The organism is Pseudarthrobacter sp. TAF60_1 (assembly GCF_052113505.1).
In the GTDB taxonomy this organism is placed as follows: domain Bacteria; phylum Actinomycetota; class Actinomycetes; order Actinomycetales; family Micrococcaceae; genus Arthrobacter.
The window spans coordinates 269305-288073 of sequence record NZ_JBFRDI010000005.1 but is presented as its reverse complement, the minus strand read 5'-3'; the positions used below and the strand labels follow the sequence as shown (position 1 = coordinate 288073).

Below are 18769 nucleotides of genomic sequence, written 5' to 3'. Positions count from 1 at the left end.
GTACTGCTGGAGACTCCCGAAATGTGGACTAGTTCGTGATCTCCGGACCGTCCTTGACGTTGGTTCCGGCGATGGCATCACGAGCTGCCCTGCGGAGTTTCTTGTCGGAAACCAGCCGTTCGCCCACCGCACCGGGTGTCCAGGCGTTGACATCGTCCTCGTTGAAGTCGGTTTTCGAGGGGCGGCGCTTGACGGAAATACCGGTGACGCCGTCGGCCAGCCGGCGAGTGACCAGGAGGAACCCGGTGTGGGCCACCATACGGTGGTCCGGCCGCACCGCCAGGCCTTCGAGGTGCCAGCCGCGGACCATGGATTCCCAGGCGTCCGGCTCAGTGAAACGGCCATCGGCACGGATGGCCTCCGCGGTCCGGGACAGCTGGGTGACGGTGGCGACATAGTTGATCCAGACGCCGCCCGGCGCCAGCACCGTAGCCACGGCGTCAAGGCACTCCCAGGGTGCCAGCATGTCCAGGACCACGCGGTCGACGGAACCGGGAGCCTCGCTGCGGACTACTTCTTCCTGGAAATCGCCCAGCGAGATCTTCCAAGCGGGGTGCGGGCCACCAAAGATCGTCTCCACGTTGCCGCGGGCAATGTCTGCGAACTCTTCACGGCGTTCGAAGGAGTGCAGGTAGCCGTTGTCGCCCACGGCGCGGAGCAGTGAGATGGAGAGGGCACCGGAGCCCACACCGGCTTCAACAACCCTGGCACCCGGGAAAATATCAGCCATCGTGACGATCTGTCCGGCGTCCTTGGGATACACCACGGCGGCACCGCGGGGCATGGAGAGGACAAAGTCCGAGAGGAGCGGGCGCAGGGTCTGGTACTGCTGGCCAACGTTGTTCACCACTACCGACCCGTCTGCCTGCCCGATGATTTCGTCATGGTTCAGGAAACCGCGGTGTGTGTGGAAGGCGCCACCGCTTTCGAGAGTGATGGTGTTCATGCGGCCGCGTTCATCGGTCAGCTGGACCCGCTCGCCTTCACGGAAGGGTCCGCGGCGGCGGGCAGCCCCAACAGGCTGGGCGCCGGCGGCAACACCGATGGTGGACGGTACTGCGGTGTCGGCGGCAGATTCGCTGCTCATGAAATTTTCCTCGCTCCTGTAAGACTGTGGGGCCTGCATGGAAACTTTCCGCGCGGTGCGTTCAGTCCCCCCGGGCGGCCTTCCGGCGGCAGTGCATGGCCGGCACGTAACTCTACCGGTTTTGGCCCTGCGGATGTTTCTTTGGCCGGACCGGCTTGCCGGTGATGGCGCTCACTATCGCGTTCTGCGACAGCAGCCCTGTCACAACGCCGTGGTGGTCAACCACGGCATATTCACGGCCCTCGAGCTGGGAAAGATACTGGATCAGTTCCTGGCCCTGGGACCACTCGGGAACATAGGCGCCAGCCACAAGGGCATACGATACCGCCGTCGCCGGGGTGGAACCCGCAGCGGACTCGGGAACCGCGGCGAGGGCACCCAAGTCGACCACGCCTTCCGGCCGCCCCTCCGGTCCGCAGGTAACAACCGCAGTCCCGTCCGTCGACAGGCGCCGGATGTCGGCCACAGTGGCGGTCGCGGGAATTCCGACGGCGGGAGTTGCCAATGCGGTTGCGCTCACCAGGTGCAGCCTGCCCCGTAGTGTCCCCTGCTGAATTGCTGCGCTGGCGCCCATCCACAGGAATCCGCCCACGAGGATGGTGATCATGAGGAGGCTGAAGTCCGGTGTGACACCGGCCAGGAGTGGCATCGCAATGAACCAGAAGCCCAAAGCCACCACGATGACACGGCCGGCCCAGCCGGCGGCCACGGTGCCCTTGGCCTGGCTGCCGGTGGCCTTCCAGACGGCCGATTCCACAATGCGGCCGCCGTCCAGCGGGAGTCCGGGCAGGACGTTGAAGATGCCAATGACGAAGTTGGCCCACATGAAAATGTTGGTTAAGGTATCAGCCACAATGCCCAGGCTGCTGCCGGACAGGACCAGCCAGGCTCCGCCGGCGAGGACCAGGTTGGCGGCCGGTCCCGCCAAGGCCACGATCACAGAGCGGGCCGGGGTGGCCGTGAAGTTCTCGAACTGGGTGTGGCCGCCCCAAAGATTCAGCACAATTTTTTGCGTGGGCCAACCGTAGATCTTGGCCGTGAGGGCATGGGCCAGCTCGTGGACCAGGACTGAAATAAGCAGGAGCAGCGCGTAGGCGAAAGCCACGTAGTAGGCGGTAATGCCGAATGCCGGATTTCGTTGTTGCAGGACGGGTCCGTAGACGATGACCGTGAAGGCCGCGATGACGAACCAGGAGTACGCCAGGATGACGGGGATCCCGGCGATCCGGCCGAGGCGGATTCCGTCCCTTCGGGCAGGGGCGGGCGTATCGCTCAAGACAGGCCCCCAAGCGTCGACGGGCCTGACGCGGACGCCAGACTGCCGGCCGCAATGGCCTCCAGTTCTGAGACGGTACGTCCTGCGAGTGAATCCCAGGTTGTGTGCCTGGGATCGTCGGGGAGGGGAACGATATGGGGGATGGCCACCGTGGCGACTCCTGACGCGAGGGCCGCAGCTACGCCGGGCGCCGAATCTTCCAGTGCGACACAGTGGTCGATGGACAGGCCCGGGTCAGCCTCCTGCAGCAGCTCCACCGCTTTCAGGTAAGCCTCCGGATGGGGCTTGCCCTGCGTGACGGTGTCTCCCGTGACGAGGAACTCAAAGTAGGGCTTCGGCAGGCTTGCCACGATCTCGCGGGCCAGCGGCGCCTCGGACATGGTGACCAGCGCGCACCGCACGCCCGCTTGGTGCAGGTCATCGAGCAGTTCCCTCGCGCCGGGACGCCAGGGGACGGCACGTTGAACGCTCGCTATGACTTCCGCGGTCAGGGTGTCGATGATCTGCCTGGTATCCAGCTGGACGCCGGCCTCCTGCAGGATTCCGGCCGAAAATGTCAGGGCCTGCCCTACGAGTTGGGTGGCCTGATCGTGGGACCAACTGCCTCCGTGGGCTTCCACAAGGGCGTGTTCCGCGGCGATCCAGTATGGCTCTGTATCCACGATGGTGCCGTCCATGTCCCAAAGAACGGCGCGGAGCGGTGAATGGGCTGAGGATCGCATGGGTTCAGTCTACGGTGCGAGGCTGTACGCCAGCCGTCGGGTACGCCCTTGGCGAATATGGCCGGACGTGCACCCGTGGAATCGCGCCAGGCACACTTTTTGGGCCTGCATTCGCTGCATCGTCCCGGTCCTTGGACGTAGGGTGAAGAAATGAATAGCTTCGACGGAGACACCACGGAACCAGGTGCCGCGCCTGAACAGGAGCAATTCCTGCTGCCAGTGGCTGACGGGGAGCGCATCACTGTGATGCTGGCGGCTTTTGAGGGCTGGAACGATGCCGGTGAGGCCGCAAGTGACTCGTTGCGCTACCTCAACAAGGTGTGGGGCGGCAAGAAGGTTGCGTCCATCGATGCGGACGAGTACTACGACTTCCAGTTCACGCGTCCCACGGTCCGCCGGAACGCTTCAGGGGAACGCAAGATCAAATGGCCTTCCACTCGCATCTACAAGGCGGCTGCGCCGGATTCGAATGTGGACGTCATCTTCGTCCAGGGTATTGAGCCGTCGTACAAGTGGCGGGCTTACACGGCCGAACTGCTGGTTCATGCGGAGGCATTGAAGGTGGACTACGTGGTGCTGGTGGGTGCGCTGCTGGCTGACGTCCCCCACAGCAGGCCGATTCCGGTGAGTACCTCCTCCGATGATGCCCCGCTGCGGGAACGACTCAATCTGGAACCGTCCCAGTACGAAGGCCCCGTTGGCATTGTGGGGGTCCTGTCGGAGGTGGCGTTGCTGGCGGGTATTCCCACCCTCTCCTTGTGGGCCGCAGTCCCCCATTACGTGGCCCAGGCCCCGTCGCCCAAGGCACAGCTTGCCCTCCTTCACCGGGTGGAGGAACTTCTCCAGGTGCCGCTGGACACCCACGAGTTGGCGGAGGAGGCGGCCGCCTGGGAACGCGGCGTGGACGAGCTGGCCACTGAAGACCCGGAAATCGCGGCATATGTCCGTCAGCTGGAGGAAGCGAAGGACACCGCCGACCTTCCGGAGGCGAGTGGCGAGTCCATTGCGCGCGAATTTGAGCGCTACCTCAAACGCCGGGGCCGCGACAAACCTTGACGCCCAGGGCTTCAGTGATCGCGGCCGCGACGCTGCCGCGATCACTGCGCTAAAGCGCCGTCAGTGACTTAGAGAACGACGCCGAGCAGTGCCTCGACAGCGTCGCTCACCAGGGCTTGATCCTGCTGGCTGCCCGCTTCCGCTGACTGCGTCGCGGTGGCGGCCCACCGGTCAACAACTGCCAGCGCCGCCGGCGCGTCAAGGTCTGCCGCCAGCGCGGACCGCATTTCACGGATCATGCCCGCGGCGGAGCCAGCCGGCGCAGCAGGGAGGGCGCGGCGCCAGGCAGCAAGCCTGGTTTTGGCTTCCTCGAACCCCTCCGCCGTCCACGACCAATCCGATCGGTAGTGGTGGGCCAGGATAGCCAGCCGGATGGCGGCCGGCTCCTCGCCGTCTGCGCGGAGCCTGGATACCAATACGAGGTTTCCCTTGGACTTACTCATCTTTTCGCCGTCCAGCCCTACCATGCCCGCGTGGGCGTAATGGTGGGCCAGCGGGACGCCAGCCAGCGAATACGCGTGGCCGGCACCCATCTCGTGATGGGGAAAGATCAGGTCTGAGCCGCCGCCCTGGACGGTAAAGGGTGCTGGAAGGTACTGCTGGGCTATGACCGTGCACTCGATGTGCCACCCTGGCCGGCCCTGACCAAGCTCTCCACCCGGCCAGCTGGGCTCACCCTCCCGGGCAACCCTCCAAAGAAGGGGGTCAAGAGCCTGACGCTTGCCGGCCCTGCCGGGGTCGCCACCGCGTTCGGCGAACAGTTCGAGCATTTCGGCCTCCCCAAGCCGCGAGATCGAACCCAGGGTCCATGCATCAGGGGCGATGGATTGCTTTCCGGCGGCCTCGACGTCGTAGTAGACATCGCCGTCGGGCTCCCCCGCGGCCCCGGCCACGCGGTAGGCAAGTCCCAGCTTGAGCAGCCGCTCAATGGCGGGAACGATCAGGGCCACGGATTCGACGGCGCCGACGTAGTGGTCCGGCGCGATCACATTCAGGGCTTCCATGTCCGTCTGGAAGAGTTCAATCTGGCTCGCTGCCAGGTCACGCCAGTCGACACCCGTGGCCGTGGCACGCTCCAGAAGGGGGTCGTCCACGTCGGTAACGTTCTGCACGTAGGAGACCTTTAGTTTGGCGTCGCGCCAGGCCCTGTTCAGGAGGTCGAACGCCACATAGCTGGCAGCATGGCCCATGTGGGTGGCGTCATAGGGGGTGATGCCGCAGACGTACATCGACTGCTCGCCACTCGCCGGCAGGCTGACCGCACGTCCCAACGCGGTGTCGAACAGACGGATGGCCGGCATAGTGCCGGGCAGCACAGGAACGGGGCGGGAAGTCCAGGATTTCACAGCCCAAGCCTACTTCTAGGCGCTGATGACATTGAAACCGAGCAGAAGGTAGAGGGCCAGGCCGAGGAAGATCCGGTACCAAACGAACAGCCGGTAGCTTCGGGTGGAGATGAATTTCAGGAACCAGCCGATGATGACGTAGCCCACCACCAGGGCGATGACCGTGGCCAGCGCCGTCTCCGGGAGGCCGAACGGGCCGGTGATGCCATCTTTCGAGACCACTTTGTACAGCTGATACAGGCCACTACCGAACACCGCAGGGATGGCGAGCAGGAACGAGTAGCGGGCCGCGGCCTCGCGGGTGTAACCCATCAGCAGGCCCGCAGTAATGGTGCCGCCGGACCGTGAGACTCCGGGGATGAGAGCCATGGCCTGCGCAAACCCGTACAGGATCCCGTGCTTGTAGCTGAGCTGGGTCAAGTCCCTGTCCTGTTTTCCGACGGCGTCAGCGACGGCCAGGATCAGGCCAAAAACGATCAGCATGGTGGCGACGATCCACAGGCTCCTCAGCACCGACTCGATCTGGTCCTGGAACAGCAGGCCCAGCACGATAATGGGCAGGCTGCCGAGGATCACCAACCAGCCCATGCGCGCGTCAGGATCCTGGCGCGAGACTTTTCCCGTCAGCGAGGCTGCCCAGGCCTTGACGATCCGGACAATATCGCGCCAGAAGTAGATCACCACTGCCGTTTCGGTTCCGAGCTGGGTGATGGCCGTAAAAGCCGCCCCCGGATCAGACGCGTTGGGCAGGAACTGCCCCGCAATCCGCAGGTGCGCGCTTGATGAAATCGGTAGAAATTCGGTCAGACCCTGTATCAGGCCCAGCAGGGCCGCCTCAATCCAGTTCACGCTAAGACACTACGTCATGTGCCCTGTTGATTCCCCGTAAGCTTGCAGCTATGCAGCAGCGTTACGTCGGCAACAGTGGATTGCGAGTCTCGGCCCTCTCCCTCGGCACCATGTCCTGGGCCAACGAAACCGACGAACAGGACGCTTCCGAGATGTTACGCACCTTTGTGGATGGTGGCGGAAAGCACATCGACACGGCGGCGTCATACTCCGACGGCGGCGCCGAAGCGGTGATCGGCTCGTTGCTGGGTGACCTGGTCTCCCGCACTGAAGTCTCAATTTCCACCAAGGCGGGGACATCGACGTCGGAGGGCCGGCGGTCCGTGGACACTTCCCGGAACGCGATGCTGAGCGCTTTGGACGCCAGCCTGGCAAGGCTGGGGACCGATTATGTGGACGTGTGGTTCGCCCAGGCATGGGACGGCAACGTCCCCCTGGACGAAACGTTGTCCGCCCTCGAATTTGCGGTCCGCAGCGGCCGCGCCCGTTATGCAGGTATTGCCAATTTCAACGGCTGGCAAAGCGCCAAGGCAGCCGCCATTGCCGGATTTCCGCTCGTGGCCGCGCAGGCCGAGTACTCACTGGTCCAGCGGAAACCTGAGGCGGAACTGGTCCCCGCCGTCGAGGACGCGGGCCTGGGGCTGATGGCGTGGGCACCTTTGGGCCGTGGGGTGCTGACGGGCAAATATCGTGGCAGCATCCCGGCAGATTCCAGGGCCGCACGCATTGACACCGCGCCGTACGTTGAGCCCTATCTGGAGCAGCAGGCGTCGAGCGTGGTGGAGGCAGTGGCCATGGCCGCGAAGGGCCTGGGCAGAACGCCACTGGACGTTTCGCTGAGCTGGCTACTGGCTCAGCACGGTGTAGCCACCGCTATAGTCGGACCCCGGACTCCGCTCCAGGCGAAGGAGATTCTTTCCGCCCAGCTGACCCGGCTTCCACCGGAGATAGCGCGTGCGCTGGAGGACGTGTCCCAACCCGCTTAAGGTTGCGGGAACCGCCGCGCCTGAGGAGACTAAAGAGCGAAGCGCGTTATTCCTCGACGATCTCGAGATCCTCATCGTCGTCGATGCCGGATTCCTCGTCCTCGTCCTCTTCGTCGTCAAAAACCTGAAGGGGCGTCACTTCGCTGTAGGCCTCGTAAAGCGCGTCTTCATAAACTTCGAAGGCATCTGCGACCGCAAAAAACGCCGCTTCGACGGCGGGATCCCCATCCCCACGCCTGTCGGATGCTGCTATAAGGTGTTCTTCCAAGGCGGTTGTCAGGGACTGAAGCGCGACACGCGGATCGATGCTCATGACTTCACGTTAGCCGGAAAAGGACGAAAATGGAGAGCAATGAAGGAACAATTTCTCACCAGCTCGGTCCGTCGGGAGCGGGACATTCTGAAGCAGTACGAGTATCTTGTACTGACGGTCAGCCCTGTGGATTCACTGCCTGAGGCCAGGCGCCGGCTCGTGGAGCATTCCGAATACGGCAAGTGGGAACTGGAGCGCAGCGTGCTGTATATGGGCGGCGGCAGGCGGTTTTGGCTCCGTAGGCGGGTCATGCAGGTCCAGCGGACGGTTTAAGCTTCCAGCGGCCCCAGCCAGGCGTTGGCCACAGTGTTGTGCGCCGATTCGTCATCTGAAGGATGGAACATGCCGGCAAGGACGTCCCGGTACAGGCGCTCGAGTTCCGAACCGCGGAAGTAGCTGGAACCGCCGCTGACCCTGATGGCAAGGTCCACCACGCGGCGTGCGGTCTCCGTCGCATTCACCTTCAGGCCGACGAGCTTGGGAAACCATTGAGGCCCGTGATCGGTGAGGGCATCGACGTCGCGGGTTACGGCCAGTAACTGGGGGTAGAGGGCGTCCATGGCCATGACCGCCTCGGCGACCTTCCACCGGATGTCCGGGTCCTGTGCGTAGCTTCTGCCAGCATTCTTGAACGACGTGCGGCGTTTTACCGCCTCAACGCCGAGGGTCAGGGCCCTCTCGCCGATGCCTGTATAGACAGCCGCCAGCAGTGACTCAAAGCAGGCAAAGATGGCGAAGATCAGCGGGTCGGCGTTGGGGCCTACCGGCAGTTTCCGGAAGATCCGGTCCGGGCGGACCTGAGCGCCGTCCAGGGCCGTGGTGTTCGACTGGCTTGCCCGCATGCCCAGGGTGTCCCAGTCCTCCAGGATGGTGTAGCCGGCGGAGTCCCGGTCAACAAAACCGTGGACAAGCTCACCCTCCCCTTCCCTGGCCCCGGCGTCCTTGCCGAAGATACCCAGCCGGGTCCATGCGGGTGACAGGCTGGTGAAGATCTTCGTCCCGGTGAAGCTGTATCCTCCGCCGGGCAGCGGGGTGGCCGCCGTTTTCGAATCAAAGAGCACCGAGTCATTTCCTGCTTCGGAATTTCCGAACGCGAAGATCTCGCCACGGGCGGCCTCCTGGAGGACAAAGTCCAGTGAGTGGTCTTCCCTGGCAGCCAGCACCTGGGCGACGCCGGTCCAGACCAGGTGCATGTTAATGGCCAGGGCAGTGGCCGGCGCCGCCGTCGCCAGCCTCCGCTGGCACTGCGCTGCCGCTTCAAGCCCAAGCCCGAGGCCGCCGTCGGACGTTGGAACAAAAAGCTTCAGGTAACCGGCGGCGGTCAGTTCCTCAAGGTCCTCGAAGAAAAAGGCATTGTCCCGGTCGTAGCCCGCGGCGCGGGCGCGGATGGCTTCCAACAACTGATCCGGGAGGACTTCCTCGGGCGTCATGTCCTCCGCCCCTAGTAGTTGGTGAGGAGGGTGTTGAGGACCCGGGCGCCGAATCTGAGGGAGTCCACCGGGACGCGTTCGTCCACGCCGTGGAACATTCCGGTGAAGTCGAGCTCGTCAGGCAACATCAGTGGGGCGAAGCCGTAGCCGGTGATGCCCAGCCGGCTTAGGGACTTGTTGTCGGTGCCGCCGGAGAGCGTGTAGGGCAGAACTTTGGCACCCGGGTCCTCGGAGTGGAGGGCGTCGATCATGGAGTCCACCAGGTTCCCCGCGAACGGAACCTCGAGCGAGACGTCGTTGTGCACGTAACTGACATCGACGCCGGATCCCGCGAGTTCCCGAACGATTTCGAGGACCTGTTCCTCCTGCCCGGGCAAAGTCCGGCAGTCCACCAAGGCTTCCGCTGACTCGGGAATGACGTTGTGCTTGTAGCCGCCCTTCAGGAGTGTGGGATTGGTGGTGTTCTGGAGGGTGGCGCCGACGAAGCGTGCCACCGTGCCGAGCTGGTCCAGCAGCCGGTCCGGGTTCTCCGGGTCGAATTCGACGCCGGTGAGTTCTGTCACGCCGTCCAGGAACTGCCGGGTGGTGGGGGTGGGCTCAATCGGCCACTTGTATTCACCGATTCGGGTCACCGCGGCTGCGAGCCGGGTCACGGCATTGTCCGTGTTGATCTGCGAACCGTGCCCCGCCCGGCCGTGGGCCACGAGGCGGAGCCAAGAGATGCCCTTCTCTGCCGTCTGCAGGAGGTAGGTGCGCTGCCCGCCGATGGTTGCCGAGAACCCGCCCACTTCCGAGATGGCCTCCGTTGCGCCCTCAAACAGTTCCGGACGCTTGTCCACGGCGTATCGGGCGCCGTACTCACCGCCGGCCTCCTCGTCGGCGAAAAAGGCGAAGACAATGTCCCGCTTGGGCTTCCGTCCGGATCGGGCCAGATCCCGCATGACGGACAGGATCATGGCATCCATGTCCTTCATGTCAACGGCACCGCGGCCCCAGATGAGGCCGTCCTTCAGTTCCGCACCGAAGGGATCCACGGACCACTGATCGCGTAGTGCCGGAACGACGTCCAGGTGCCCGTGCACCACCAGCGCACTGGCTGCGGGGTCCTCACCCGCCATGCGGGTAACAACACTTGCCCGGCCGGGGGCGGATTCGAAGATTTCCGCTGCCAGGCCCACTTCTTCGATAAGGCCGGCGGTGTACTCGGCGGCCGCCCGCTCCCCCGGTCCGGAACCGTCACCGTAGTTCGAGGTATCTATCCGGATGAGCTCCTGGCAGATCCGGACAACTTCATCCTCGGCGCGGATGTCAGACATGGAAACTCCTAGGGCAGTGGACGGGCGCGAAGAACCAGGCGCAATCGGTGTGCCTTCAGCCTACCCATCTGCCCCGATTCCATGTTTCCGGAAAGTTCGTGTTAGAGTTTTTCTCGCTGCTTCGGAGAAACGCGAAACGCTGAAAGGCGGAAACGTTCACCGAATTACCACCTGCGCGGGTGGCGGAATGGCAGACGCGCTAGCTTGAGGTGCTAGTCCTCGAAAGGGGGTGGGGGTTCAAGTCCCCCTCCGCGCACAAATGGGAAAGCCCCTGGAATCCAACGATTCCAGGGGTTTTTCTGTACCCGGCCATGCGGGCACGCCGTTCTTGCCGGTGCACCCCGGAGTGGGGGCAGCAGAGCAGATGGTCCGCGGCCAACCACATACGCTGCGCTCCACGGTGTCTCGTTATGGCTGGATTGGAGTACTCTTATGGTTCGCCAACGGACCTTCCGGTAGAGAACGCCCACGCTTTCAGGCATTCGTGGCCCGGACAGCGCCCCGAAGCGCGCTTTTTGATTCCCCCGTACACAGAGGGATAACTCCTTGAAGCCTGGAACGCCGGTTTTGTTGTTCCGACCCCGGCGCCACAGAAAATTTTTCCGCCAGCCTATTGGGGAATAGTAGCTGGATGCTGTACGTTGCATACGCGACAGACGAACCAAAGAAAAGAGATACACCTAAGTGGCAACCGATTACGATGAACTTCGCTCCGACGTTAAGGAGTCGCAGGACAACTCGCTCGAGGCTCTGCAGTCCGCCAACGCACCGGACGCCCGCAGCGTTGTGCTTGAGCTCGATGAGGCAGACGGGCTGGACGGCGCCGGTGTTCCGGGAGGCGAATTCGTTGCCGAGGAACTGGTCGTGCAGGTTATCCCCCAGGCCGAGGACGAATTCACCTGCTACTCCTGCTTCCTTGTACGGCACCGCTCGCAGATCGCACGGCAGAAGGACGGCCACAGCTACTGCACGGACTGCGAAGGCTAAACCCGGAGCTTCACAGCATTACCCGTTCAGGCTGCATTCCCAGCCAGCAGGACCAAGGCACGCCCACATATAGTCGGCGTGCCTTTCCTGTCCCTTGGAACGGGGATCAGGCCAGACGGCTACGGACGATTTCGCTGACGGCCTTGCCGTCGAATCGGCCGGCAATCCGGGCCGTTACCGGCTTCATGACGGCCCCCATCTGACGCAGTCCGGGTTCCACCCCTTCGGCCCGCAGCCCGGCAATGGTTTCATCGACGATCGACTCAACTTCCGCGGCCGTCAGCGCACTGGGCAGGTAAGCCTCAATGACTTCGGCTTCGGCGAGCTCGGCGGCAGCCCGCCCGGCTTCGCCGGCGTCGGTGTAAATCTTCGCCGTGTCGCGCCGCTTGGCCGCCTCCTTCTGCAGCAGCGAGGTCACCTGGGCGTCATCCAGCTCAATCGGCGTTTTACCCGACTTTTCCCGTGTTTCGATCTCGCCCAGCACGTTGCGTACCGTTGTCAGAGCGGTCTTGTTCCGCTCCTTCATGTGGGTCACAACGTCAGCGTGCAGACGTTCTTTAAGGCTGGTCACAGTGGTCCTCGCTTCGTTCAGTGCCCCAAGGGCAGCGGGACAGCGGTGAACCATCCCTCTAGTACGGTAGAGGCCTATGGCTGACAATTACTACGGCAGGCAATGAATTTGAGTTCAGAGGAACTGTGGCAACGCGTCACCGAGGTCTTTGGCAGGGCTGCCGTCCCGGAAGTCACGCTGATTGAACTTGCCGTGGTTTTCGCGTTGGCAATTGCCCTGTCCATCCCGCGGGCAACCTGGAAGTATTTCGGGCTCCTCGCCACCGCCACTCACGAACTCGGGCATGCGTTCGCCGCCATCGTGAGCGGTCAACGGCTAGGCGGTATCAAGCTGCAACTGGACCACTCAGGAACAACCACCAGTTACAGCCGCGGACGGCTGGCAGCAGTGTGGTCGGGGTTTTGGGGATATCCTGTTCCTGCCTTGACCGGCGCTGCCCTCGTAACCTGTGGATTCGCAGGCTGGGGTCCTGCAGCCTTGGGCACGGGAACGCTGATCCTCATAGCTTCGCTGCTGTTCATCCGGAACTTCGCCGGGATCCTGATCACCGGCGCCGCGATCGCTGCCGGCGCCGTACTGGTCATCTTTGTCCCGAGGGCCTTCACCGGGCACGTGGCCATTTGCCTGGGAGTGGCCCTGCTGGTCGCTGCTGTGCGTGACCTCGCCAAACTCACTCATGTCCACCTTCGGCGCCGGGACAGGCTGGCCAGTTCGGATGCGTACATTCTGTACCGCGCAACCTCCGTTCCGTCCGGCATCTGGATCGCGCTCTTTCTGGCGGTTGTTGCCGGCTGCTGGCTGGTGGCGTGGCAACCCATATCTTCCATTCTGGCCGCGGGAGCCTAGGCTTGTCCGCATGAGTCACGAAACAGCGGGCACCCAGCCCGCCCCCACACGTACTGCAGACGGCACGAACAGCAACTCAGAACATGGTGGCGTCCACAGCACCCGAGGCGCCTACGTGACCGGTGGCGCCGAATTCAACCGCGACACCAACTACATCGAGGACCGGATCACCAGGGACGGCCGCCCGGGTGACAACGGCGAACCCGGCTGGCCCGTGGAGGCCGGCCGCTATAGGCTCATCGCCGCCCGGGCGTGCCCGTGGGCGAACAGGACGGTGATCGTGCGCCGATTGTTGGGTCTTGAGGAAGCCATTTCCCTTGGCCAACCCGGACCGACCCACGATGTACGGTCGTGGACCTTCGACCTGGATCCGGGCGGCGTGGACCCCGTCCTGGGGATTGAGCGGCTGCAGAGTGCCTACTTCAGGCGGTTCCCGGATTACCCCCGCGGCATCACGGTCCCGGCCATCGTGGAGATAGCCACCGGTGAAGTGGTGACCAACAACTTCCCCCAAATAACGCTGGACTTTGCCACCGAGTGGACACAGTTCCACCGGCCCGGAGCGCCGGACCTCTACCCGGAACACCTCCGGCAGGAAATTGATGCCGTCAACAAGCGCGTTTTCACCGAAGTTAACAACGGCGTTTACCGTTGCGGCTTCGCAGGCTCCCAGGAGGCGTACAACTCAGCGTATGCACGGCTCTGGACAGCCTTGGACTGGCTGGAGGAACGCCTCACGAGCCAGCGTTATCTCGTGGGTGACACCATCACCGAAGCCGACGTCCGGCTCTTCACCACCCTTGCCCGCTTCGACGCGGTCTACCACGGCCATTTCAAGTGCAACCGGCAGAAACTAGCCGAACTCCCTGCTCTTTGGGGCTACGCGCGGGACCTTTTCCAGACTCCCGGCTTCGGCGACACGATCGACTTCGTCCAGATCAAGCAGCACTATTACATCGTTCACGAGGACATCAACCCAACAGGAATAGTGCCGCAGGGCCCGGACCTGTCCGGCTGGCTGGAGCCCCACAGGCGGGAATCACTGGGGGGCAGGCCGTTCGGCGACGGCACTCCCCCGGGACCTGTCCGGCCCGGCGAAGAGGTTGCCCCAGGCCACGGTGCCTCCGCAAGGCCGGAGCGCACTCTCTGAAGCGCTACCAACACCGCTGCCTTGTCCTGCCGCACAGGGGCACCTAACGTGGGCGGAATGGGTGATACACACACAGGTCCGGGCCAGCCCCGGTCTAAAGGGACCCGGATGCTGCGAAACGCCATCGCCGGTCTCTCCGCCGCCTTCACCCTCCAGCGGCTGCAACTGGCCGCAAAGTCAGCGCTGGCGGCAGGGGTGGCCTTCGCCATCGCGCCACTGATGCCCGGGTCCGCCGCGGAGTACCCCTACTACGCCCCTCTGGGTGCACTTGTGGCGATGTACCACAATGTTGCCGGATCAGTCCGGCAGGGGCTTCAAACGCTGCTCGGGCTCGCCATCGGTATCGGGTTGGCCTTTGTTCTGGTGAGCATCGGTGATCCGTCGCCGGTGACCGTGGCGGTTTTTATGGGCATAGGAGTTCTGCTTGGCGGCCTCCCGCGGATTGGCTCCGGGAGTGACTGGATCCCGACGGCGGCACTGCTGGTTCTGTTGGTGGGTGGAAGCAACCGGGACGCCTTTTCGTTTGGTTACCTGATCCAGATGGGCGCCGGAGTCGCCGTTGGCATCGCCGTTAATTTCCTTGTCTTTCCTCCGCTGCACTTTGAAGCAGCCGCCCACAGCCTGGGCGAACTGCGGCTGGCACTGGGCAAGCAACTGACTGATATGGCTGCAGCCCTAACGGAAAAGTGGCCGCCCGAGCATGAGGACTGGTCCCGCCGTTCCCAAGAGCTTGCAGAAGCTGCTCGAACAGTTCGCCATCTGGTCCGGGAAGCTGACGAAAGCCGGCGGGCCAATCCGCGTCGGCGCTTCCACCCGCGGGACCTGGACCTCGATTACCGCAACCTGCGTGAGCTTGAGCGGGTCACGTTCCACATCCAGGACATGACCGAAGTCCTCTCAGATGCCATCTGGGCGGACGACGTTCCCTATAAGGTGCCGTTCGAGGACAGCGCACCGTTGTCCGCGGCGTTGGACAAGACCGGGCAATTACTGGCCTCGTTCCAGACTGGCGATGAGTCGGAGCAACGGCGACTGTTCGCTGCGGCGAAGTCGGCAGTGGACGACTGCATGGCCGGGGAGGAAAGGCGCCGCAGCGAGGATGCCGTGACGGCCTCCGAGTCCATCCTCCTGAGCCTGCACCGGATTCTCCGTGCCGTGCGGCCGGCCAACTAGAGTGGCGTCACGGAACCGCTGAAGTGTTTGCGGCCGGAGCGGGGATTCCATGCCAGGTAGTCGGACCGTTCCCAGCCACCGCCTGGTGACTGTCCTGTGGTGATTTCCAGCGCGACCCGGCCTGGCAGGAAGACCGGCGCCTCGAATGTCACCGCCCAGCCGAAAGCTTCGCCTTTCACCGGCCCGACGTCTGCGAGGGCCCTGGAGGCAAGATACATCCCGTGGGCGATGGAGCGCCGCATGCCGAGGGCCTTGGCCGACAGAACGCTCAGGTGGATCGGGTTGAAGTCACCCGAAACGGCAGCATACGCGCGTCCCGTGTCGACCCCCAGGTCCCACACCGCCGTCGGGTCCGGCGGCGCGAAATCGGGCCGGCCGTTCTGGGGTGATGGCACGTCGATGCCCGGCAGGAAGACACCTTTGGCGAGGTAGGTGGAGCGCCCGGTCCACCGGGTGTCCTGCTTTCCAGCGCCCCTGATCTCGGCGATCACGTCCAGCTGCGTCCCGGCCCGGTGCCCGCGGAGGTTCTCCACTCTGGCCTCGATGTCCAGGAGATCCGTGAAGATCACCGGCGCGTGCTGCTCGACATAGTTGCTCAGATGGACCATACCCAGCAGCGGCAAGGGGAAATCGTCCCGGTTCATCACGCTCATGGCCAGCGGGAAAGCCAGCGCATGGAGGTAGCCTGCGGGCAAGGTGTCCCTCGCCGACAGCCCGATGAGGTGCTGGTAGGCGGTGAGATTGCCGACGTCGGCCCTGACCCCGCGCACCTCATGGCCACTGTCCGGCAGTGTTGAGCCGCTGTGGGTCCCCAACACGCGGCGCCGCGCGGCCTGCGCTGCGGCATTGACATACAGTTTGGAGAGCGAGGGCATCTCCCCCAGGATGAGCGGTTGCGCGGTACTCATGCTCCCACCAGGTTCTGTCCGCACACACGCAGGATATCCCCGTTGATCCCACCGGCTGCATCGCTGGCAAGGAAGGCAATGGCCTCCGCCACATCCGATGGGAGGCCCCCCTGCTGGAGGGCGTTGAGCCGCCGCCCCACCTCCCTGACGGCAAAGGGAATCCGCGCAGTCATCTCGGTTTCAATAAAGCCGGGGGCTACCGCATTGATGGTGCCGCCCCGCTCAGCCAGCAACGGAGCCGTAGCCCGGACCATCCCCATGACCCCGCCTTTGGAGGCTGCGTAGTTGGTCTGGCCGCGGTTGCCGGCAATGCCACTGGTGGAGGCGACCGAGACGATGCGCGGTGCGCCGCGGAAGTGGTCCGAGGCGAGCAGTGCGTCGTTGATCCTGAGCTGAGCAGCGATGTTGATGTTCAGTACAGCGTTCCAACGCACGTGGTCCATGTTGGCCAGGAGCTTGTCCCTGGTGATACCCGCGTTGTGCACCAGGATGTCCAGGTGCCCATGCCGCTGAAGTGCGTGCTCGAGGATGCGCTGTCCCGCGTCCGCGCGGCTGATATCCAACTGCAGGGCAGTGCCGCGGACATCGTTGGCCACTGCGGCCAGGTGGTCTCCGGCCGCCGGGATGTCCACGAGCACCAGGGTGGCTCCGTCGCGGTGCAGCGTCCGGGCGATGGCTGCGCCGATACCGCGGGCCGCGCCCGTCACCACAGCCACTTTTCCGGCGAGCGGCTGGTCGGCATCGGCCGGGAGCGTGCCGTTGTCGCTGCTGACCGTCAGGAACTGGCCGTCGACGAACGCCGAGCGGCCGGACAGGAAGAATCGCAGCGCTCCCAGGGCGCTCGGACTTGTGCTTTGTACATCGTCGGCCAAGACGATGCCGTTTGCCGTTGCCCCGGCCCGGAGTTCTTTGGCCAGAGACCGCACGAAGCCGTCCACACCCTGCCGCGCCGCTGCCACGGCTGGATCGCCGGCTTCTGCGGCCGGCCGGGAAACGGTGATGAACCGGGCGCTCGGGCCGAGGTCACGGAGAGAGGCCGCAGCGGACAGCACAGGCTTTTCAAGGTCTTCGGGCGCGGTCAGTCCGTCCAGGACAAGAATGATGGCACCGAGTTTTTCGCGGGGCACTGCGTGCCGGCGTACGTCCAGGTCCCAGGACAGCAGCGTGGCGGCCAGCTCGTCCGCCCCGGGCGTACTCCCCTGTACCAGGACGGGGCCGTTGACCAGAGCCTGGCCCGGCGTGTGGCGGCGCAACACCGCGGGTTGCGGAAGGCCGAGCCGCTTGGCAAGGTCTTTACCCAATCCCTGGCTGACCAGGCGGGTGTATGTGTCCGTCATTCGGTGCTCCTACGCTGCTTCGAGAATTGCGACGACGCCCTGTCCGCCGGCGGCGCAGATGGAAATGAGCCCGCGTGCGGGCCTGCCGTTCACCGTGCCTTTGGCCTGCAGCATCTTGGCGAGGGAAGCGACGATGCGTCCGCCAGTAGCAGCAAAGGGGTGGCCCGCCGCAAGGGAGGAGCCGTTGACGTTCAGTTTGGCGCGGTCGATGCTGCCGAAGGCGCCTTCGAGCCCCAGCCGGGTACGGCCGAATTCCTCATCTTCCCAAGCCGCCAACGTGCTCAGGACGGTCCCGGCAAAGGCTTCGTGAATCTCAAATAAGTCGAAGTCGTCAAGGGTCAATCCGTTGCGCGCAAGCAGCCGCGGGACCGCGAACGCCGGTGCCATCAGCAGGCCGTCCTTGCCGTGAACGAAGTCCACCGCGGAGGCTTCCCCATCCACCACCGTTGCGAGCACGGGCAGGTCATGGGCCCGGGCCCACTCGTCCGATGCCAGCAGGACCGTGGAGGCCCCGTCAGTCAGCGGCGTGGAGTTTCCGGCGGTCATAGTGGCTTCGGCGCCGAGGCTCTTCCCGAAGACCGGCTTGAGGCTCGCCAGCTTCTCCAGCGTGGTGTCCGCCCTGAGGTTGGAGTCCTTCGCGAGCCCCCGGTACGGCGTCAGGAGGTCATCAAAGAAGCCCGCATCATATGCCGCAGCCAGGTTCCGATGGCTGTTGAAGGCCAGCTCGTCCTGGGCTTCGCGCGAAATGTTCCACTGCGCCGTGGTGAGGGCCTGGTGTTCACCCATGGACAGGCCAGTGCGCGGCTCTCCGGTGCTCGGCGCGTCGGGAGCGAGGTCCTTGGGCCGCAACCTGCTGAGTACCTGCAGCCGCTGCGGAAGGGTCTTGGCCCGGCTCAGGTCCAGCAGCACCGCGCGCAGGCCTTCGCTGACAGCAATGGGGGCATCCGAGGCCGAGTCAACACCGCCGGCGATTGCCGAATCTATCTGGCCCAGCTTGATCTTGTTGGCCAGCCCCAACACGGTTTCCAGGCCGGTGGCGCACGCCTGCTGGAGGTCGTACGCGGGGGTCTCCGCCGACAATGCCGAGCCCAGGACGGCCTCACGGGTGAGGTTGAAATCCCGGGAGTGTTTCAATACGGCGCCAGCGGCAACCTCACCGATCCGCTCGTCCTGGAGGCCGAACCTGGCGATCAGGCCGTCCAGCGCCGCAGTCAGCATGTCCTGGTTGGAGGACTTGGTGTAGGCCCCGCCGGAACGGGCAAAGGGGATCCTGTTGCCGCCAACGATCACCGCCCGCCGGACTGCGGGCGTTGCACCCGGTGCCGCGGGGCTGGCGGATTCCTGGGGTCCGGTGGCGGACGGTCCGTTGACGGACATGGGTGTCTCCTCTGATCTGGGACGGTTATCGATACTCAG

Annotated in this window: 19 protein-coding genes and 1 tRNA gene; 8 read left to right on the top strand and 12 right to left on the bottom strand. The window is 64.3% G+C overall.

The features are described 5' to 3' along the window. Nucleotides 1–28 precede the first annotated feature (28 nt). From AB4Y73_RS08330 to AB4Y73_RS08320, 3 genes are all read right to left on the bottom strand, one after another. Nucleotides 29–1087, bottom strand: coding sequence for a tRNA (adenine-N1)-methyltransferase (locus AB4Y73_RS08330; RefSeq protein WP_441870771.1), 1059 nt, complete (start codon nucleotides 1085–1087; stop codon nucleotides 29–31). A gap of 112 nt (nucleotides 1088–1199) precedes the next feature. After that, on the bottom strand, nucleotides 1200–2363 hold the full coding sequence (locus AB4Y73_RS08325; protein ID WP_441870768.1) for a site-2 protease family protein: 1164 nt from the start codon (nucleotides 2361–2363) through the stop codon (nucleotides 1200–1202). Next, nucleotides 2360–3085 (bottom strand): HAD family hydrolase, encoded by a 726-nt coding sequence (locus AB4Y73_RS08320; protein ID WP_441870765.1) that lies wholly within the window; start codon nucleotides 3083–3085, stop codon nucleotides 2360–2362. Before AB4Y73_RS08320 ends, AB4Y73_RS08325 begins: the two co-directional genes overlap by 4 nt. A gap of 150 nt (nucleotides 3086–3235) precedes the next feature. Between AB4Y73_RS08320 and AB4Y73_RS08315 the strand changes: the two genes are divergently transcribed. Beyond that, nucleotides 3236–4141 carry a PAC2 family protein gene (locus AB4Y73_RS08315; protein ID WP_441870762.1) on the top strand — a complete coding sequence of 302 codons (906 nt, stop codon included), beginning with the start codon at nucleotides 3236–3238 and terminating at the stop codon, nucleotides 4139–4141. Between the two features lie 68 nt (nucleotides 4142–4209). On the opposite strand, the gene mshC is transcribed toward AB4Y73_RS08315, so the two are convergent. Beyond that, complete coding sequence (gene mshC / locus AB4Y73_RS08310; RefSeq protein ID WP_441870759.1) at nucleotides 4210–5487, bottom strand: cysteine--1-D-myo-inosityl 2-amino-2-deoxy-alpha-D-glucopyranoside ligase; 1278 nt, start codon at nucleotides 5485–5487, stop codon at nucleotides 4210–4212. Between the two features lie 15 nt (nucleotides 5488–5502). After that, a complete protein-coding gene (locus AB4Y73_RS08305; RefSeq protein WP_441870756.1) occupies nucleotides 5503–6336 on the bottom strand; it encodes an undecaprenyl-diphosphate phosphatase in 834 nt (277 codons plus the stop codon). 50 nt (nucleotides 6337–6386) lie between these two features. Between AB4Y73_RS08305 and AB4Y73_RS08300 the strand changes: the two genes are divergently transcribed. Beyond that, the gene (locus AB4Y73_RS08300; protein ID WP_441870754.1) at nucleotides 6387–7322 is read left to right on the top strand and encodes an aldo/keto reductase; all 936 of its coding nucleotides are present in this window, start codon (nucleotides 6387–6389) and stop codon (nucleotides 7320–7322) included. 46 nt (nucleotides 7323–7368) lie between these two features. Here AB4Y73_RS08300 and AB4Y73_RS08295 read toward each other — a convergent pair whose 3' ends face one another. Next, nucleotides 7369–7635 carry a hypothetical protein gene (locus AB4Y73_RS08295; protein WP_441870751.1) on the bottom strand — a complete coding sequence of 89 codons (267 nt, stop codon included), beginning with the start codon at nucleotides 7633–7635 and terminating at the stop codon, nucleotides 7369–7371. A 39-nt stretch (nucleotides 7636–7674) separates the two neighbouring features. Here AB4Y73_RS08295 and AB4Y73_RS08290 point away from each other — a divergent pair, with 39 nt between their 5' ends. Further along, complete coding sequence (locus AB4Y73_RS08290) at nucleotides 7675–7908, top strand: DUF5703 family protein (protein WP_190988403.1); 234 nt, start codon at nucleotides 7675–7677, stop codon at nucleotides 7906–7908. On the opposite strand, the gene AB4Y73_RS08285 is transcribed toward AB4Y73_RS08290, so the two are convergent. Both AB4Y73_RS08285 and AB4Y73_RS08280 read right to left on the bottom strand, forming a co-directional pair. Continuing rightward, a complete protein-coding gene (locus AB4Y73_RS08285) occupies nucleotides 7905–9065 on the bottom strand; it encodes an acyl-CoA dehydrogenase family protein (RefSeq protein WP_441870748.1) in 1161 nt (386 codons plus the stop codon). The genes AB4Y73_RS08290 and AB4Y73_RS08285 overlap by 4 nt on opposite strands. An 11-nt stretch (nucleotides 9066–9076) precedes the next feature. Then, complete coding sequence (locus tag AB4Y73_RS08280) at nucleotides 9077–10381, bottom strand: M20/M25/M40 family metallo-hydrolase (RefSeq protein ID WP_441870746.1); 1305 nt, start codon at nucleotides 10379–10381, stop codon at nucleotides 9077–9079. A gap of 173 nt (nucleotides 10382–10554) precedes the next feature. On the opposite strand from AB4Y73_RS08280, the gene AB4Y73_RS08275 reads away from it, so the two are divergent. After that, nucleotides 10555–10637: transfer RNA gene (locus tag AB4Y73_RS08275), tRNA-Leu, on the top strand. A 428-nt stretch (nucleotides 10638–11065) separates the two neighbouring features. After that, a complete protein-coding gene (locus AB4Y73_RS08270) occupies nucleotides 11066–11368 on the top strand; it encodes a DUF4193 domain-containing protein (protein WP_056339942.1) in 303 nt (100 codons plus the stop codon). Nucleotides 11369–11474: 106 nt separating this feature from the next. Here AB4Y73_RS08270 and AB4Y73_RS08265 read toward each other — a convergent pair whose 3' ends face one another. Further along, a complete protein-coding gene (locus AB4Y73_RS08265) occupies nucleotides 11475–11939 on the bottom strand; it encodes a GatB/YqeY domain-containing protein (RefSeq protein ID WP_441870743.1) in 465 nt (154 codons plus the stop codon). Between the two features lie 102 nt (nucleotides 11940–12041). Between AB4Y73_RS08265 and AB4Y73_RS08260 the strand changes: the two genes are divergently transcribed. The 3 genes from AB4Y73_RS08260 (at nucleotide 12042) to AB4Y73_RS08250 (ending at nucleotide 15108) form a co-directional block, all read left to right on the top strand. After that, nucleotides 12042–12785: a M50 family metallopeptidase gene (locus AB4Y73_RS08260; protein ID WP_441870741.1), complete on the top strand. Its 744-nt coding sequence runs from the start codon at nucleotides 12042–12044 to the stop codon at nucleotides 12783–12785. Between the two features lie 10 nt (nucleotides 12786–12795). Then, on the top strand, nucleotides 12796–13935 hold the full coding sequence (locus AB4Y73_RS08255) for a glutathione S-transferase family protein (protein ID WP_441870739.1): 1140 nt from the start codon (nucleotides 12796–12798) through the stop codon (nucleotides 13933–13935). A gap of 108 nt (nucleotides 13936–14043) precedes the next feature. Continuing rightward, nucleotides 14044–15108 carry an FUSC family protein gene (locus AB4Y73_RS08250; RefSeq protein WP_441870737.1) on the top strand — a complete coding sequence of 355 codons (1065 nt, stop codon included), beginning with the start codon at nucleotides 14044–14046 and terminating at the stop codon, nucleotides 15106–15108. Here AB4Y73_RS08250 and AB4Y73_RS08245 read toward each other — a convergent pair. Genes AB4Y73_RS08245 through AB4Y73_RS08235 form a run of 3 tightly spaced genes read right to left on the bottom strand, consistent with a single transcriptional unit; the run spans nucleotide 15105 to nucleotide 18730 of the window. Then, a complete protein-coding gene (locus tag AB4Y73_RS08245) occupies nucleotides 15105–16016 on the bottom strand; it encodes a MaoC family dehydratase (RefSeq protein ID WP_441870735.1) in 912 nt (303 codons plus the stop codon). The two genes, AB4Y73_RS08250 and AB4Y73_RS08245, sit on opposite strands and share 4 nt — an antisense overlap. Beyond that, complete coding sequence (locus AB4Y73_RS08240; RefSeq protein ID WP_441870732.1) at nucleotides 16013–17353, bottom strand: 3-oxoacyl-ACP reductase; 1341 nt, start codon at nucleotides 17351–17353, stop codon at nucleotides 16013–16015. Before AB4Y73_RS08240 ends, AB4Y73_RS08245 begins: the two co-directional genes overlap by 4 nt. 9 nt (nucleotides 17354–17362) lie before the next feature. Beyond that, complete coding sequence (locus tag AB4Y73_RS08235) at nucleotides 17363–18730, bottom strand: acetyl-CoA C-acetyltransferase (RefSeq protein WP_441870730.1); 1368 nt, start codon at nucleotides 18728–18730, stop codon at nucleotides 17363–17365. Nucleotides 18731–18769: the final 39 nt, after the last annotated feature.